Genomic DNA, 18,599 nt, shown 5'->3' on the forward strand with positions numbered 1-18,599 from the left:
CAATAAGTAGTATCATGAAATACTATGGTATTTAAAATTTTAAAAAAAAGAAAAAAAGAGAGATAAAAAAAAGAGGAAGATAAATATTATTTATTTTTTCTTAGGTTTTTCAGTTTCCTTCATAATTATTATTTTTTCCGCTTTAATGGTGGCATTTTTTAATATTATTTTTACATTTGATGGCAGACCACCAAACCCAGAATGTAAGCTCATAGTGGAAACAGATATTTCATTTTCTTCATCGTATGATTCTTCCCCTTCAACTTCTTCTTCATCCATTCCAACTTCTTCTTCCATACTTCCCCAGTTTTCAACAACAGGATGGTTTTTATTTTTTAAGAATTCCTGCAATTCAGTTATATTTGATATATCTTCTTCTGTTGCTATTTTATCTTTCAATTCTTCTGGAATTGCATCATTAACCTTCTCTTTTAATTCCTTAGGAAGCCAAACTACTCTATTCCAACCTCCATCTGCTTGGAAGAATTTTGGAGATTTCATATAAGCTATACTCATACCACAGAATCCCTCAACCTGTTTTCCACCACTACATTGACCAGCAAGTGCTGAGAATGGAACTCCAATGGGGGTTTCTCCCTTATAGCTCCTATCAACTATTCCAAATCCATCAACCTCTGGAATATAAAATGTAATTGCCTCAAAACAACCACAGGATGTAGAAGGTATATCCATAACACTATGGAGTGCAAATTCTTTAATAGCCCCTCCAGATTTCTCTTGGACAATATTATTAACTCCCTCGTATATTCCAAGTTTTTCATCTAAACATTCTCCTTTTGGGACTTCAAATATTGGACCCTCTGGGTCTATTTTAGCCGCAGCTCTTGCATCGAAATAGTTTATTCCACCACACAATGCAGGCTTGTCAGGAGTAATTACACATACATGGGTAGGTGCAAAACTCTGACACATGATACAACCGTAAAATGTATCGACATCCTCTTCATGTAAGTTTTTTGTTTTTTCGTCTCTATCCGTATATATTTTTCTTGCTTTTTCCAATTCTTCCTTAACTATATCTGGTTCAGTTATTAATTTGACATCAACATGTTTGATGAATGGAAATTCTGCTTTATATATATCCTGAATTACTTTACCTATATGTTTTAATCTCAATCCTTTACTATAGGTATCTTTACTGATTCTAATCCAAACACTATCTCTTTGGTTTAAGTGCATAACACCTTCTATATAGTTAAATATTTCATGGATTCTCCTTTCTAAAACTCCCTCTAAATCTTCCTCTAAGGATTCTCCACCAACATTTACTATTACTGCGAATGGTGTTCTACTACCTTCTTCCATACCGTCAAGATCTTTTCCTACAATACTAATTTCATCGGAAGCCTTATCTACAACCTTGACCAATTCAAAACCATAGGATTTGGGGCCCGCCAATTCTACCTGCATATCAGGTCCTCTGACTCTCTCCCCTTCGTTCATTGGTCCTACTGAAACAGGAATTTCAATATTTTCGGCCATTTTTTCACCATTGTTAATAATGCTAAAATTATCATTATTAATCATTATAATTCATATATTTTAATAATAGGTATATATACCTTATTGTGAAAAAAATTTAAAATTGTATTATCTCATTGAATAAACTAAATAAATAGACTAAAAGAGCAGATTAATATATAAAATTAAATAAATAAATTAATATTTAAAATAGAATTAATGTTAAAAATTAATTAATATTCTATATTTCATTTTTTAGATTTATTTTTAAGGTCTTCTCTTGTGATTATTAACTCTTCTGCTTTTATTACAACATTTTTCAATATTATTTTTACATTTAAAGGAAGCCCTCCAAATCCAGATGGTAAGTTCATTGTAGGTATAGTTATTTCAGATTCAACTGATGTATCAACAGGTTTTTCTTCCTTCTTCATATCTTCAACTGCTGTATTACCTTCTCCAATTTTTTCCATTACAGGATGTTTTTTATCCTTTAGGAATTTTGTGAGCTCTTCAGTATTTGAAACATCATTTTCTGTTGCTATTTTATCTTTCAATTCTTCTGGAATTGCATCATTAACCTTCTCTTTTAATTCCTTAGGAAGCCAAACTACTCTATTCCATCCCCCATCTCCTTTTAAGAATTTTGGAGACCTCATATATTCTATGGCAATCCCAACAAATCCTTCAACCTGTTTTCCACCACTACATTGACCAGCAAGTGCTGAGAATGAAAGACCGTATGGAGTTTCACCCTTAAAGTGTCTATGAACTATACCAAATCCATCAACTTCTGGAATATAAAATACAATAGCCTCAAAACAACCACAGGATGTGCATGGTTTTTCCATAGCACTATGAAGTGCAAATTCTTTAATAGCCCCTCCAGATTTCTCTTGGACAATATTATTAACTCCCTCGTATATTCCAAGTTTTTCATCTAAACATTCTCCTTTTGGGACTTCAAATATTGGACCCTCTGGGTCTATTTTAGCCGCAGCTCTTGCATCAAAGTAGCTAATACTACCGCAAAGTGATGGTCTATCTGGTGTAATTATACATACATGGGTAGGTGCAAAACTCTGACACATGATACAACCGTAAAATGTATCGACATCCTCTTCACTTAACTCCCGGGCTCTTGCATCTCTTTCTTTATACCTAGCCTGCGCCATTTTGATAATTTCCTTAACCTTTTCAGGTTTAGTAATAATTTTCACATTGCAGTTTTTAATTATTGGAAAATGCTCCTTAAATAAGGTTCTTACAACCTCTCCAATATGTTTCAATCTTAATCCCTTGTTATAAGCATCTTTATTGATTCTAATCCAAACTTGGTCTCTCTGGTTTAAATGCATAACTCCTTCAATGTAGTTTAAAAATTCATGCACTCTTCTTTCTAAAACTCCTTCGATGTCTTCTTCAAGCCCTTCCCCACTTACTTCAACCACTATTGCAACTGGTATTCTGCTACCTGCTTCTATTTCATCAATATCCTTCCCAATGATTTCAACGCCATCCCCTGCATTTTCATTGACAAGAACAATTTCACAACCGTAGGATTTTGGACCTGCCAATTCTACCTGCATATCTGGACCCCTAACTCTTTCCCCTTCGTTCATTGGACCCACTGAAACAGGCACATCAAATTCTGCAACTTTAACCTCGATTCCTTTCATCTTCAAAGCATTTTCTACAATATTTTCTATATCGGAGCTCTCCAATGCGCCTTTTATTTCAGGCACAGGGTTATTTGTAATTACTGGAACTCCTGCTTTTATGCATCCTGCACCTGCGGCAAGTGTAATGTCATCAACAGGACCTAATGCAACTACAATGGCAGGAACTCTGTTTGTAATATATTCAATAATTTCTTCGGTTTTACCAGGTTCAATACCGCCGTATATAAGCGGAGCTCTTATTGCAAGGTTTGCAGCATGTATTGCAGATGTAATACTGTCGCCTACTGGAACAAGGAGTTTATCTAATCCAAATTCTATTCCAGCCTCTTCCATTTCTTTAACAATATCTCCAATAAATAACCCCAATATATTCCTTTTTTTAATATCTTCGATTAATTTTTTTAGTTTTTCCATATTACCTACTTTACCGATAACTACAAGTATTGCTGGAATTTTTCCTTCAACAAGTGGAACCCCTAACTCTCTTAAAACCTCATCTGGAATAAATCCCACATAGGGAGCTCCATATGGATTTTCATTTTCTGCATATTTTAATCCCTCAATAGCCTCAGCACATAGTAATGTTTTAACCCCTACATTAAGGGCATTATCCAATGTGGGTTCTTCACTAATTTCAAGAGAATTAATTAATTCTCTCAACTGTTCAATATTCTCAATTTTTTTGCCTAATAAACCGTATATTATTGGGAGATTATAATTTGTTGAGGGGTATCCAACATTTCTATTTTCCTTATCTGCTAAAAGTTTCTTAGTTATATTCAACACTACCTTTCCGCCAGATATTATATTTTCAACTACCATCATTTCACCAATTTATATAAAATATATGAAAATTATTTGAAGATATAATATAAAATCGAATAGTTATTTAAAAATCCTAAAAAATTATATAAAAAAATTATATAAATAGTTGTTTAATAAATTAAACAAAATAATGAGAATATTTAATAAAAAAATATAATAATATAATATATTAAGAATAAATATTAAATTAATTTAAACTTCTTCCCTCCATTCATCTGATATTATTTTTATCAATTTTTTTCTTTTATCGTCCTTAATTATATCGAGACATTCATCACATATTAATTTTAAGGCATTATCTTTACACGCCTCTACACATGCAGGGGTGATTCTATCTGTATCCAAACATAAAGTGCATTTATGGGCTATTTTCTCCTCTATAAATATAGCTCCAATGGGACAGGCAATTTCACACATTCCACAACCTATACATCTTTCTTTATTTACAATAGGTATATTTTCTTTTAAATAAATTGCATTTACTGGACAAATGTTCATGCACGGTGCATTTTCACATTGCATGCAGAATATTGGAATATCTCCAGCTTTTTTAACTCTACTTACACCATGAATTTCCTTGCATTTATTAATACAATCATTACATTTGGTACATTTTGAGGGGTCGAGAACTATTAGTTTTGGGTTCATTATTACCACCAGATAAATATTAGGGATTGTTAACAAGCATTACAAGTCTTTTTATTGCTTCTAAATGTTCTTTTTTTTCCATATTTGGAAAAGAATATTTTGCATTTGGATGATACATATTATCGATAGTCAATGAGGTAATATCTGAAAAATGTTTTAGGTGGGTTATAGCCTGAGCAAGATAGTAATATGTTATGCCTGAGAATATCACTAAATCATGTTTTTTTTCATTTGAAATCTTTTTTATGGCATCCAATAAATTCATATCTCTTGGGGTGTATATTTTTTCTATGTTGAGCTTTTCTAAATATTCAAGTCCTTCCCCATATGAACCTAATATCAATATTGGATGTTTGCTTCGTTTAATCATGCTTACTGCTATTTTTGTGCTAACAATCTCAGCATGGTTTAAATTTGACCCAGCAGTTGGTTGATAAGGAGTAGTTTTTCCAAGCATGTTTTCACCAGTTTTAGTAATAAATTTTATAGTATTAATTTTTATAATAAAAAATTTAATAAATTAATGTTGGGTCTTTTGGTAATTTTTCTCTTGGTTTCCAGTTTTTTTCTTTTAAATACTCTTTTATTTTGTCTTTCATCATAAATGGTATATCAGATTCTGTTCTAACAAATTTTTCTAAATCAGGAGGCATGCAACCAAAATACTTTTCATAAACACTTACATAATGATATATCTTCATACCTCTACCTTTTGGTCCATCGGAGGCCCTCATACATAATTTTGGTATCATACATATGCATTCTTTCATATTTTCAGCAGGAGTTATTAAATGTTCTGGCACTGGACCAATTTTCACAACTTCTTTACAGGATTTATCAAATACTTCAAAATCATTTCCATCACTTAAATACATTCTTCTGTATTTTGTTGAATGTGGTCCAACTATTACAGGGACTCCCCATCTATTTGCCCCTGTTGCAATTGAAGCAGCTTTTTGGGACATAGCACCCCATGCTACACCAACAGCTCCGACTTTATTTAATATATAGTCTGCAACTTCTTCATAGTTTCCCCTTAATGGAAGTCTGGCAAATATATTGGCTACTTTTATGGCAGCTCCTGTAATGTGGCAATTACTCAAACAACTTCCACAATTTACAAGACCTCCTGCTTTGAATTCTCCTGGATATTTATCGTATAATGTTTTTCCATCTTTATCTTTCCACATACCTATTGCCATTGCAGCACATCCTGTGGTTACCACTATATATTTTCTCTCTAAGAATTCCTTAGCAATCATTGCAACTTCTTCTTCACCGTTTGGATGATTAGCGCACCCCACTAGTGCAACGATTCCAGGAATGTCTCCAAATACAATTGGAGCCCCTACATTTCTTATTTCAACATCTTGGATGGGTCCTCTACCCGCCCTTATTTTAAAGTCCAAATCCTTAAAGAAGTAATCTCCAACCTTTGTAGTCATGGATACAATTGGAAGTTTTCTTTCACATTCGCATTCACATCTTCCACAACCATAACATTTTTTATATAGTTCTTTGAATTTATCAAAATTCCCTTCTTTTGCCCCTATCATAACGTCCATTACCTCGAAGGAGTTTGGACATACTCTATCGCACCATCCACATTCTGTACATTTATTTGCAAGAGCTCTAACTTCTTCTAATGTAGGCAGACATTTATCTTTTGTATGCTTCCTTTCTTTTGAAATAATTTTTGCGAGCTCTGTGGCTACTTTTCCAACTTTATGTTCATCAAGTATCAATCCAGCCCTATCTCGCAATATTTTAGTTATTATCTCATCTTCACTTAAATGGGATAAATCTTCCAATCCTAAGCACATCTTTTCATTTGTGGCTATTAGAACAGCACCAGTTTTGAGAACCTCTTCAAGAACATCTGTTCTTATGCACTGCTCATCCACCACTACAACATCTGCTACACCACTTCTAATAAACATCAGCTGTCTTGAAAGAGGGCCTATTACTTTTGCCCTGTCATTGTACCTGCTTACATCTATTGCAGTACAACATATCCCGCATACCTCTATTTCTTCTTCCAAGTTATTATCCTCAATATAATTCATAATCTCAGCACCTGGAACAACATTATGCCCTATACACAATATTACGGATTTGTTTTTATCAACGCATTTAAGTCCCATCTCTATTAATGGAGCATTTGCATCTCCTTTTGGCATGTTAAATCCAACAATCTGAGCAATATCCCCAACTTCTCGTGCTAAATCATCTATCATTCCAGCATGCAGGGCTTTACTTTCGAAATCTAAATAACTACCCTCCTGGCCTGTGTGTGTAGCTGAGAGCAAATGGGTAATTTGCTCTTCACAGTAATCCAGCACCTTTTCTAAATCTCCAAGAGTTTTTGGTTTTATTCCCATAACTGTTCTTGTAATTGGGGCCTCTACATCTATACTATTTCCTAAATCTATTGGATAATCTTTTCCAAATCTTTCTATCAATGTATGCAATACATGTCTGCTATGTCCAGCATGGCAGGCAGCCCCTATACAACATGCTATCAATACTATTCTTGATTGCTGAGCTTTTATATTTATACCACAAGCTCCCTTTTTCCCCCTGCTTAAATCACACTTTCCAAAGGTACATAGACAGCACATATCACAGATTGGCATATAAAAGGGAGGATATCTTTTTAAAAGTTTGAAATCCCATTTTCTCAAATCGGTTATTTTTGGCTTAGGTGTCGGACCTATAGACTCCCATTCTTCGCTGGGCTCTTCATAATCTCCTATTTTTATACTACCTGTTATTTTTAAGTTTTTGGATTTAAGTAGGGGTGATACTATTTTTTTTATGTCTCCTTCAACTTTCATGATTCCACCAAAATAATAATTATTTAATATTACATGATGATTTAATTATCATTATTAATCATTATAATTTAAATATAAATAAGATATATATACCTTTTTATTATTTTGTAAAAAAATAGTATTACCACAAATTAGAGAATCATCATGTTGTAAATTACTTAAAAGATATTGAATATTATTTATGTTATAATTGCCATTAATATTAATTTTCATAGCTTTTATCGATATTATACATATTTTGTAAATATTTTAATTTTAATAAAGACAATTAATGTGTATTTAATATAAAATCCATAACAATAAATAAAATAAAAAACTAAAATAATGTTAAATATAATGTTAAGAATAAAAATAATAAAGTAATAATAGAAAATAAAAAACAATATATATTTAAAAACAATAAACTATAACAAATTTTGAGGTGAAAAAAATGAAAGTATATTATGATGAAGATACAAATCTTGACGCTGTAAAGGATAAAACAATAGCTGTAATAGGATACGGTAGCCAAGGTAGAGCTCAGTCATTAAACATGAAGGATAGCGGTTTAAATGTTATAGTAGGTTTAAGACCAAACGGAGCTTCGTGGGAAAAGGCAAAAGCAGATGGACATACTGTAATGACAATAGAGGAAGCCGCAGAAAAGGCAGACATAATACACATACTCATACCTGATGAAGTTCAGGCAGAAGTTTATGAAAAACAGATAAAACCATACTTAACAGAAGGAAAAACACTTGGATTCTCACACGGATACAATATACACTACGGATACATTGTTCCACCAAAAGGAGTAAATGTAATTATGGTTGCTCCAAAATCACCTGGTGCTATGGTTAGAAAAACATACGAAGAAGGTTTCGGTGTTCCAGGTTTGGTATGTGTTGAAAAGGACGAAACAGGAGATGCATTGGATATAGCTCTTGGAATGGCTAAGGCAGCAGGTTTAACAAGAGCAGGAGTAATTAAAACAACATTCAGGGAAGAAACAGAAACAGACCTCTTTGGAGAACAGGCAGTATTATGTGGTGGAGTAACAGAACTTATAAAGGCAGGATTCGATACACTTGTTGAAGCAGGGTATGCCCCAGAAATGGCATACTTTGAAACATGCAACGAGTTAAAATTAATCGTTGATTTGATATATCAAAAAGGACTTGCTGGGATGTGGCACGATGTCTCTAACACTGCTGAATACGGTGGATTAAGCAGAAGAGAAAGAGTAATAAACGAAGAATCAAGAAAAGCAATGAGAGAAATCTTAAAGGAAATACAGGATGGAAGATTTGCAAGAGAGTGGGCATTGGAAAACATGAGTGGCAAACCTCACTTAAATGCTATGAGAAGATTGGAAAAAGAACACTTACTTGAAACAACCGGTAAGAAATTAAGAAAAATGTGCGGATTGGAAAAAGACGAATAATTTATTTTTTATTGAATTACATATAATTTTATTTATTTCTCTTTTATCTATTTTATAATTTTTTATGATAATTAATATTATCTTATGCTACTATATTTATATATTTAAATTTACCTAAAATATATTAAAATTAATCAATGTATCGGAAGTTTTAAATATAATATAATTTTAAAATTTTATATTAGTTCTTTATATATGGTGATAATATGAACACTGAAAATATGGTAATCGCATTTTCAAAGATGATATTAAACCCCTTAACCAAATATAGATTACGACGCCTTTTTAAAAAAGATAAAAATGGAAAATTGATTATTGAAAACTATATAGATGCCTATATAAATGATTACAATATCGACTCTTTGGAATATAACCTTTTAAAAAATATATTGGAAAAAGGAGTAGGTACATTTGCTGGAAACGAACTTAACGAAAAGGCTAAAGAACAATTCAAAGATACATATTTCAAAAAAGGATTGATAAGTGTAATTAGGGGTTTATTGTATTTTGGTGTAAGAAGACCATTTGTATCTGGAGCTCCATTTTTAGTAGTTTGGGATATTACCTATAAATGTAATCTCAGATGTAAGCACTGTTATGCAAATGCTGGAAAGCCGTTAATAGATGAGTTAAATACAGAAGAGGCAAAACATGTAATTGATATATTAGCTAGGGCTGGAGTTGTGGCATTGGCATTTTCAGGTGGCGAGCCATTAATGAGAAAGGATTTATTTGAATTAATTGATAAAGCAAAGGAATATGAAATGCAAGTATCTATTGCAACAAATGGTACTCTTTTAACCAAAGAAAAAGTTAAAAGATTAAAAGAGCATGGTGTAGATTTTATTCAGATAAGTTTAGATGGATTAAAAGAATCTCATGAAAAATTTAGGGGAATAGAGGGAATTTTTGATAAAACAGTGGAAGGAATAAAAAATGTGGTGGATAGTGGCATCATCTGTGCAATAGCAATGACTGCAACAAAATTAAACTTTAAAGATGTTATGGGAGTTATGGGGTTGGCTGAGGAACTTGGGGTAGATCAGTTTATGCTTTATAATTACATTCCTGTTGGTGCTGGTAGCTATGATATAGATATATCCCCAGAAGAAAGGGAACATCTATTGAATATACTTTGGGAACATCTTCAAAGTAGAGGTAGTAAAAAACCTGCCTTTTTATCAACAGCCCCATACTATTCAAGAATTGCCCTTCAACATAATAAATGTTATTTGGCATCGCATTTTGCAAATGTAGATTTGGATGAAAATGATAAATTAAAAACGCTTGCAAATTTCATAGGGGGTTGTGGTTGTGGTAGATTTTATTTAAGTTTAAGGGCAAATGGAGATATTCAACCTTGTGTATTTTTTCCATTAAAATTGGGAAATATTAAAGAATTTAAAGATGAAAATGATTTTTTAAAATTTTGGAGAGAAAATAAAATATTAAATGATTTAAGGGATAGGGATAAGTTAAAATTTTGTGGGAAATGTAATTACAAATATGTATGTGGTGGATGTAGGGCTCGGGCATATTCATATTATAAAGATTATATGGAAAGAGATCCTGGCTGTATATTGGTAAAAAAGTAATTTTATTTTTTTATATATTGAGGTAATATAATGAGTTTAATAATCATAATATTGCTTTTATTTTTAGGGGCATTTATTGGTTTTATAGCTGGTTTATTGGGTATTGGTGGAGGATTTATAATGGTGCCAGTGTTAATCTACCTATATACTTATTTAGGTATTCCTCTAAATATTTCTGTAAAAACAGCAGTAGGAACAAGTTTATTCGTAATTTTTTTGACATCTATTTCAGGGGTTTATAGGCACAATATGTTCAAAAATATAATATGGAAATGTTCTTTTACATTGGGATTGTGTGGAATAATAGGTTCAATTGTTGGCGTTAAATTAGTGGTAGAATATTTAAATGGAAATATTTATAAAATATTGTTTGGACTGTTTTTAATGTTAATTTCATTAAATATAATATATAATAATATAAAATATAGAAATAAAAAAGATGATAGTAACAATGTCAAATCAAAAATAAGAGAAAAGAATTATTATGTGGATAATATCTGTCATACTATTGATTATAAAAAGGTGGGTTTAATAGGATTTTTAACAGGTTTTATATCTTCTGTTTTTGGAGTTGGTGGTGGGATTGTAATTGTACCATTTCTAAACATTTTTTTAAAATTTCCAATACGATATGCAATTGGAACTTCAATTGGAATGATGATGATTATTTCATTGTCTGGTTTAATAGGGTATTTAATAAGTTCTTCACCCTTTAATCCAACTTTATATAATATAGGTTATGTTTCAATTCTTACGGGATTAATTATGGCACCTATTGCCATGATATCCTCCAAATACGGTGTAATAATTGGTGAAAAAACAAAATCAGAACATTTAAAATGGATACTATCTATTATATTAATGATTATTGGCATAAAAATGGTTTTGCTAAATTAAATAAATAAATAATTTAAAAAAATATTTATATTATTTTATTGGTGAGCTCATGAAAACAATACTCGGAAAAATTCATTTAAAATGGTGTAAAGACTGCAATGTTCCAGTTCTTGATAAAAAATGCGGGATATGTGAAAACGATACATTTGATGTGAAATTAACCCCTCCTGCTGATGCGAGACCGGCATTTAAAGAAGATATTGTTATGATTAATAATATATTAAAAAATCAGTTTGGAGTTGAGGAAGATATTTTTAAAAATAAAATAGTTCTCATAAATAAAATTCCCGGAAATGACTATATGAAGGAGATAATAATTGATGGAGTAGTTTTTGGGATTTTGAAGTATGATGAAGAAAGTGAAAAAAATGAAGAAAAAAACAGATGGTCAATTATACCCTCTGTTGAAGGAGCTCGGAGGATAATAAATGCAGGAGGTAATAAAAAAATAATTGTTATAAAGGAAGATGTTGTTCCATTTATCCTAAAAAAACATGCATCAGTTCTAAGACCGGGAGTTCTATATGCATCAGAGGATATAGAAAAAAATGACGATGTAATTATTTTAGTTGGGAATGAAAATGAAGAAAGGGGTGAAGATTATGAAAAATATAAACATGAAAAAAATATAAATCTCAAAGATATAAATGTTTTGGGTGTTGGAAGGGCTAGAACGAACTACAACGAAATAATTAATTCAGAAAAAGGCATGGTGGCAAAGGTCAGACATGCCGAAACACCGAAAGAGGCAAATTATTTAAAAGAAACTGGGAATTTTGAAGAATCAATAAATAAAATGATTGAAGCAAATGAAAATGCAATAAGTAAATTTGAAAGCAATTCAGTAGGATTTATGAGAAATACAATAAAAGAAAGGACAAACAAACCGCCAGTTGTTGCATATTCGGGAGGTAAAGATAGCCTTGTAGTGCTTTTACTTGCATTGAAAGCATTTGAAAATGAAGATATAGATTTTGATGTCTTATTTACAGATACAAATTTAGAGTTTCCGGAAACTTTAAAAAACATATCTGATGTTGAAGAGAGGTATAATATAAATATAATTAAAGCAGAATCAAATGATTTTTGGGAAAAACTTGAAGAATACGGACCTCCTGGAAGGGATTACAGATGGTGTAGTGAAGTATGTAAAATGAAGCCTCTTGAAAAAATAATAAACAATAGGTATCCAAATGGCTGTTTAACATTTGTAGGTTTAAGGAAATACGAGTCTATGAACCGTTCAAAAAAGCCTAGAATTTGGAAAAGCCCCTATATTGAAAAACAAATGCTTTCCGCTCCAATATTAAATTGGTCTGCCATGCATGTTTGGATTTATCTATTTAAAAACAATGCACCATATAATAAGTTATATGAAAAATGTTTTGATAGGGTCGGATGCTACATGTGTCCTGCCATGGAGCTCGGAGAAATTGAATTAATTAAAAAATTATATCCTGAGCTCTGGAAAAGATGGGAAGATTTCTTAATAGATTATGCAAAAAGAAATAATTTAGATGATGAATGGGTAAGAAGCGGTTGGAGATGGAAATACGGAAAGAAGAAGATTAAAAATTAAATTTAAATATAATCAAATTTAATTAAAACATTAACTAATAACATATAAATATTATCTAAAAAGATATAATTAAAATAAATTAGTCAAAGGAGTTGATAAAATGCCAAAGATGGTTTTACTTCCAAAACTTACAATGGCTCTTGGAGGATACATAAGGGAAACAGTAGCGCCTTATGGTGAGGATGAGGCAAAACCATTTCCATACAGAAATGTAATTGTGGGTAATCCAACGGATGAACCTATAAAGATAGATGTGCCTGCCTATGATGATGAATGGGTGGAGAGGCATAAGAATCTTGGTTTAATCGTTGTTCCTGTAAGTGTTGAAGACGATTTTGTGGGAATGTATAAAATGGTTCAAGAGAGAGTAAAAAGGGCTTAATTAATATAATAAATATATATACGACTTATAATTTTATGGTGGATTTTATGATAAAAGGAGTGTTATTTGATTTAGATGACACACTCTACGACTCTTCGAGCTTTGCAGATAGAGCTCGGAGAGAGGCAATAAAAATGATGATAGATGCAGGATTAAATGCCACAGAGGAAGAGGCATATAATATCCTTCAAAGAATAATAAAACAGAAGGGTTCAAACTATAACCGCCATTTTGATGATTTGGTAAAGGCAATTATGGGACATTACGAGCCAAAGATAATAACTATGGGGATAATTACCTACCACAATGTTAAATTTGCCCTTCTAAGACCTTATCCAGATACTATAAAGACACTTATAGCACTAAAAAAAATGGGATTAAAATTGGGAGTAATTACCGATGGTATTACAATAAAGCAATGGGAAAAACTTATACGGCTGGGTATAGTGGATTTTTTTGATGAAGTAGTGACATCAGAAGAATTTGGACTTGGGAAGCCTAATATAGAATTCTTCGAATACGGCATTAAAAAGATGGGCCTAAATCCAGATGAAGCGGTATATGTTGGAGATAGAGTAGATAGGGACATAATTCCCGCCAATAAAGTTGGAATGTGTGCTATTAGAATCTTAAAAGGCAAATACAAGGATGTAGAGGGCGGTGAATGTGCCTATGAAGTGAATAATTTGCTGGAAGTAGTAGGTATTGTAAAAAACTTAAAAGGCTAATCGTGGGATTATGTTCAAAGATGTATTAATTAAAATAAACAGTGCAATAGATGCCATAAGGGGATTAACTGCATTTATGACTCGAATACCTATGGGGAATTTTAAAAGTGGTTTCGAAGAGATGTCAAAATATTTTGTGTTTATTATATTCATAGGCATGTTCATAGGATTTATTGGGTCAATTGCATCGTATCCATTTTATTATTTAGGAATTAAATCCAACATTGTTGTAGGAGCTCTTGTATTGTTTATTATGTTATATATTCAAGGATTTCATCACGTTGATGGATTGGGGGATTATGGGGATGCCTGGATGGTGATGGGGAGTGCAAGAAAAAAGTTGGGTGTAATGAAGGATAAGTATATGGGCGTCGGTGCATTTGTGTTTATATTTTTTACAGAGCTCATCTCTGTGGCGTCAATAGGGTATCTATATGAAATAACATATTTAGATTTTTTACTATTTGTAAAATTTATTATTTTAGTTGAAGCCTGTTCAAGATTGGGGCTTTTAGCATGTGCATGTTGTGGAATTCCTTCAAAAGAGGGTACTGGTAAATATTTTGTTAAAAACACCGATGAGTATCAGTTATTTATAGGATATCTATTGTTGATAATACTATCATTCATATTTAATATTCCAAAAATAGGGGTGTTATGTTCAACATTTGCAATATTTGTTGGTACCTTTATTGCATGGAATTCAAATAAAAGTTTAAACTATGTTACTGGTGATGTTTTAGGAGCTTCTAATGAATTAACAAGGGCTTTAACTTTTATAATTCTCATATCTTTTTTATGTTCCAATCATCTTAATAGTCTATAAATAAAAAAAATAAAAAATATATATTTTCTATTTTTTTATTATTTTTTACATATAGTATATTTTGTACTAATTGGAGTATCTTTCCCTTTTATTTTTAAGCTTCCATTTTCTATTACTACAATATCCCCATCTTCAACATCCCCTTCCACCTCTATTTCGTTAAAAAGGTTTGGATTAGGGCATACCTTGTCTATTGCCACATGGTTCCCATCTAAAACAAGTTTTCCATTTTTAATAACTCCAACTTCCCCGTTATGCTCTATTTTATCTGCTATGGTCATTACTTTTTTAAAATCTACCATCTTTTGTTTTAATTCATTTCTATATTCTTTTAAATCATTTAAATCTTTTTCAATAATTTTTTCGAAATCAAAGGCTTTTATGTTGGTATGTATTATGTCGAGCTCCTTTGATAAAGTTGGACCATCGCATTTTTTCAATATATTTTTAATACTATTCATTACATCTTCGATATTCATTCTTCCAAAATTATTCATACACTCCTTTAATTCCCTTTGAACGATATCTTTCAAATATTTATTTCCAAAGATAATAATTCCACTTTTGTTGTTGATGCTTTTATTTATAATTTTATCGTTTAGTATTTCTATAATTGCATAAGTTCCATTAGTTAAATACATCCTTCTTCTTTTAGAATCTGCTCCTAAGGATTTTACTTCACCAACAAGGACATCTCCTATTTTTCTTACTTTTGTTTGTTTATCTTCTATAAACACTTTAACACCTAATTCCTCAGCTCTATTTTTTAACTCTTCTTCATTTCTAATTTTTCCAGAATATAGGTCTTTTTCGAGTTCAGCTCTTTTTTTAGGATTTCCCCTAAATATTATATTTCTTCTATCCCCTGCAATTATTGCCCCATTATTTCCACAATATCCTATTACAATACTCATGAAATCACCTTAAATTTTATTAAAATTAATTTTAATATTTATAAATTATATCTTAATATTAAATTATAATTAATAATATATATAGATTTTTGTTAAACTGTTGTATTATACAATATTTAAATACTTATAAAAAGATATTATTAAATATTAAAAATATAGAAATAATAAAACAATAGATGATTAAAAAATAAAAAAATATAATATATAAAAAATTGGGGTAGATAATATGGTAGATATGGATAGAATAAGCATATCTTTGCCTACTAAATTGTTGGGAGAATTTGATGAAATAATTGCTGATAGAGGATATGCAAGCAGAAGTGAAGCAATCAGGGATGCTATAAGGGATTATATTATAAAACACAAATGGATACATAGTTTAGAAGGAGAAAGAGCTGGGACTATTACTATAATTTATGACCACCATGTATCTGATTTAATGGAAAAATTAACTGAAATACAACATGCCTATACTGATTTAATAGTAGCTACTCTTCATATGCATTTAGACCACGACCACTGTATGGAGGTAATTCTTGTTAAAGGGGATGCTAAGAAAATAAGGGACTTAACCGATAAATTAACTTCTCAAAAAGGTGTAAAACAGGTTAAATTAACTGTCATGGTTCCAGGGGGAAATATTCCAGAATAAGGAAATTAAAAACACTCGATAATTTTAAATCCTCTGTTTTCTATTTCTTTTTTCTTTTTATTAACAACACGATTAATTAGTTTTTCATGTTCTTTATTTGACGCTATGAAATTTAAAGTATGTTTTGTTTTTTCATAAAAATAAGGTTTTTTAACAATATAATTCTTTTTTATGTATTTAGCAAAACTTTCATTTAAAAATAGACTATATCCATCTTCAATTAAATCAATAGCATAAAATGGGTTTTTAACGACTTTTGTTATTTTGAAATCGATATTTTGATTTTTCAATATATTCCAAACAATCCTCTGGGGGGAATATCTTATTCCTATGAGATTTTTTACATTAAAATTTTCTTTATATACTATAATAAAATGGTCATAGGCTATTGGTATGGGCTCTCCAAGCCTGAAACTCCAATAGGGGTCATCTATGCCAACAATGCTCGTTAAATCCATCTCATGAAGTTTTAGAATATTATCAAATGATGATATTAATATGTCATCAAATAGTATTTTTCCCAATTCTCCACTTATAAATCCACAGGCAATAAATGGATGTTTAGATACTCTTTTTTGCACCGATTCGTAATATTTAACTATATTTTGGGCAGGTTCTGTTAAGATTGTGCCAGATGTTGAAGAATAAATAAGTTTTACACCAAGTTTTTTTTCAAGCCTCTTTATTTGGATATTTATAGAAGATGGAGGAATATTCAATATTTTTGCAACCTTATTTTGAGATTTTTTTTCAGAAATTAGTTTAAGTATTTTTATTTGATTTTCAGTTATGGATTTGCCATCATATTTTATATTAAGTGTTGTAGTTAGGTTTGTCATATTACTACCTTATTTAATACCATTAATTTTTAAAATTTTTAAAAATTTTATATACTATTAGGTATTTTTTATTATTTAGTTTAAACTAAAAGGAATTATTTTTATTATTTAAATATTCTATTTAAATTTATAGATTAATATATATAATATCATAATAGGTAATCTTATATATCAGGTGGTTTAATGAATAACAATAGTATAGAATTTCGGAAACTTGAACACCTTTTGGTGTGCAATTACTGTGATGTTGAATATAAAAAAGGAACACTTCTTGATGATGTTGAATTAATTCACAGAGGAACATCAAACTGTGATTTAAACGACATTGATACATCAATTGAACTTTTTGGGAAAAAATTAGATGCTCCATTGATTGTAGCTGCAATAACTGGTGGTCATTCCAAGGCAAAGGAAATTAACAAAAATATAGCAGAGGCAGTGGAAGAACTTAACTTAGGGATGGGCGTAGGCTCTCAAAGAGCAGGATTATTAAACAGTAGTTTGATAGATACATATTCAGTTGTGAGGGATTATACCTCATCCTTAGTTATTGGCAATCTTGGAGCAGTTAATTTTATAGAGGATAATTGGGACGAAGAAATAATTGATAAATCAGTGAATATGATAGATGCCGATGCCATGGCAATCCATTTTAACCCACTTCAAGAGGCAATCCAGCCAGAAGGGGATGTTAATTTTAAGGGAATAGATATATTAAAGAATATTATGTCAAATTATAAGGCAGAATATAAAAATATCCCATTTATAGCAAAGCAGGTTGGAGAAGGATTCTCAAAAGAAGATGCAGTGATTTTAAAGAATCTTGGGTTTGATGCAATCGATGTGGGAGGAAGTGGAGGCACATCGTGGGCATCTGTTGAATATTATAGAATAAAAGATGAGAATTTTAAAAATTTCTCAGAACAATTTTTAGAGTGGGGGATTCCAACGGCGGCATCTATATTGGAGGTTAGAAGTGTTTTTGATGGCACAGTAATTGGCACGGGAGGTATAAGGTCTGGAATAGATATTGCAAAATCGTTAGTGATAGGTGCCGATTGTTGCGGTTTGGCACTGCCTATATTAAGGGCAGCATTAAGGAGTTCCGATGAAGTGATAAAGGTTCTTGAAAAAATGATAAAAGAATTGAAAACTGTCATGTTTTTGATGGGCTGCGATAATATAGGTGATTTAAAAAAATCTCGGTATATTATAAAAAATGAGTTAAAAGAATGGATTAGTAAGTGATAATTATATCTTTATTATCGTTTATCATTTTATTTATTATTT

Annotated in this window: 16 protein-coding genes; 9 read left to right on the forward strand and 7 right to left on the reverse strand. The window is 31.0% G+C overall.

The features are described from left to right. Nucleotides 1-90: 90 nt before the first annotated feature. From cdhC to cdhA, 5 genes are all read right to left on the reverse strand, one after another. Entirely contained in the window at nt 91-1,503 is a 1,413-nt protein-coding gene (cdhC, locus tag F7B34_RS00350) for a CO dehydrogenase/CO-methylating acetyl-CoA synthase complex subunit beta (RefSeq protein WP_292459397.1), read from the reverse strand. A gap of 227 nt (nt 1,504-1,730) precedes the next feature. Then, entirely contained in the window at nt 1,731-3,986 is a 2,256-nt protein-coding gene (gene acsB, locus F7B34_RS00355) for an acetyl-CoA decarbonylase/synthase complex subunit alpha/beta (protein WP_292459398.1), read from the reverse strand. A 195-nt stretch (nt 3,987-4,181) separates the two neighbouring features. Next, complete coding sequence (locus F7B34_RS00360; RefSeq protein WP_292459399.1) at nt 4,182-4,637, reverse strand: 4Fe-4S dicluster domain-containing protein; 456 nt, start codon at nt 4,635-4,637, stop codon at nt 4,182-4,184. Nucleotides 4,638-4,656: 19 nt separating this feature from the next. After that, entirely contained in the window at nt 4,657-5,094 is a 438-nt protein-coding gene (locus F7B34_RS00365; protein WP_292459400.1) for a carbon monoxide dehydrogenase beta subunit family protein, read from the reverse strand. Nucleotides 5,095-5,149: 55 nt separating this feature from the next. Next, complete coding sequence (cdhA, locus tag F7B34_RS00370) at nt 5,150-7,474, reverse strand: CO dehydrogenase/acetyl-CoA synthase complex subunit alpha (protein ID WP_292459402.1); 2,325 nt, start codon at nt 7,472-7,474, stop codon at nt 5,150-5,152. Nucleotides 7,475-7,904: 430 nt separating this feature from the next. Here cdhA and ilvC point away from each other — a divergent pair, with 430 nt between their 5' ends. The 7 genes from ilvC (at nt 7,905) to cobS (ending at nt 14,904) form a co-directional block, all read left to right on the forward strand. Further along, nucleotides 7,905-8,897 carry a ketol-acid reductoisomerase gene (gene ilvC / locus F7B34_RS00375; protein WP_292459403.1) on the forward strand — a complete coding sequence of 331 codons (993 nt, stop codon included), beginning with the start codon at nt 7,905-7,907 and terminating at the stop codon, nt 8,895-8,897. Nucleotides 8,898-9,103: 206 nt separating this feature from the next. After that, nucleotides 9,104-10,492 carry a radical SAM/SPASM domain-containing protein gene (locus F7B34_RS00380; RefSeq protein WP_292459404.1) on the forward strand — a complete coding sequence of 463 codons (1,389 nt, stop codon included), beginning with the start codon at nt 9,104-9,106 and terminating at the stop codon, nt 10,490-10,492. A gap of 30 nt (nt 10,493-10,522) precedes the next feature. Beyond that, nucleotides 10,523-11,389, forward strand: a complete 867-nt coding sequence (locus F7B34_RS00385; RefSeq protein WP_292459405.1) for a sulfite exporter TauE/SafE family protein — start codon at nt 10,523-10,525, stop codon at nt 11,387-11,389. Nucleotides 11,390-11,438: 49 nt separating this feature from the next. Next, nucleotides 11,439-12,968 (forward strand): phosphoadenosine phosphosulfate reductase family protein, encoded by a 1,530-nt coding sequence (locus F7B34_RS00390; RefSeq protein WP_292459406.1) that lies wholly within the window; start codon nt 11,439-11,441, stop codon nt 12,966-12,968. Nucleotides 12,969-13,068: 100 nt separating this feature from the next. Beyond that, on the forward strand, nt 13,069-13,350 hold the full coding sequence (locus F7B34_RS00395; protein WP_292459408.1) for an energy-converting hydrogenase B subunit P: 282 nt from the start codon (nt 13,069-13,071) through the stop codon (nt 13,348-13,350). Between the two features lie 47 nt (nt 13,351-13,397). After that, on the forward strand, nt 13,398-14,078 hold the full coding sequence (locus F7B34_RS00400; RefSeq protein ID WP_292459410.1) for a TIGR02253 family HAD-type hydrolase: 681 nt from the start codon (nt 13,398-13,400) through the stop codon (nt 14,076-14,078). Nucleotides 14,079-14,088: 10 nt separating this feature from the next. Continuing rightward, nucleotides 14,089-14,904 (forward strand): adenosylcobinamide-GDP ribazoletransferase, encoded by an 816-nt coding sequence (gene cobS / locus F7B34_RS00405; RefSeq protein ID WP_292459412.1) that lies wholly within the window; start codon nt 14,089-14,091, stop codon nt 14,902-14,904. A 38-nt stretch (nt 14,905-14,942) separates the two neighbouring features. On the opposite strand, the gene F7B34_RS00410 is transcribed toward cobS, so the two are convergent. Next, nucleotides 14,943-15,818, reverse strand: coding sequence for a DUF2121 domain-containing protein (locus tag F7B34_RS00410; protein WP_292459413.1), 876 nt, complete (start codon nt 15,816-15,818; stop codon nt 14,943-14,945). Nucleotides 15,819-16,044: 226 nt separating this feature from the next. Between F7B34_RS00410 and nikR the strand changes: the two genes are divergently transcribed. Continuing rightward, on the forward strand, nt 16,045-16,470 hold the full coding sequence (gene nikR / locus F7B34_RS00415) for a nickel-responsive transcriptional regulator NikR (protein WP_292459415.1): 426 nt from the start codon (nt 16,045-16,047) through the stop codon (nt 16,468-16,470). A gap of 5 nt (nt 16,471-16,475) precedes the next feature. On the opposite strand, the gene F7B34_RS00420 is transcribed toward nikR, so the two are convergent. Continuing rightward, nucleotides 16,476-17,309 (reverse strand): LysR family transcriptional regulator, encoded by an 834-nt coding sequence (locus tag F7B34_RS00420; protein WP_292459416.1) that lies wholly within the window; start codon nt 17,307-17,309, stop codon nt 16,476-16,478. 183 nt (nt 17,310-17,492) lie between these two features. Here F7B34_RS00420 and fni point away from each other — a divergent pair, with 183 nt between their 5' ends. Then, the gene (fni, locus tag F7B34_RS00425; RefSeq protein ID WP_292459418.1) at nt 17,493-18,557 is read left to right on the forward strand and encodes a type 2 isopentenyl-diphosphate Delta-isomerase; all 1,065 of its coding nucleotides are present in this window, start codon (nt 17,493-17,495) and stop codon (nt 18,555-18,557) included. Nucleotides 18,558-18,599 lie beyond the last annotated feature (42 nt).

Origin of the sequence: Methanothermococcus sp. (assembly GCF_015523155.1) — an archaeon.
Taxonomy (GTDB): domain Archaea; phylum AGJL01; class Methanococci; order Methanococcales; family Methanococcaceae; genus Methanofervidicoccus.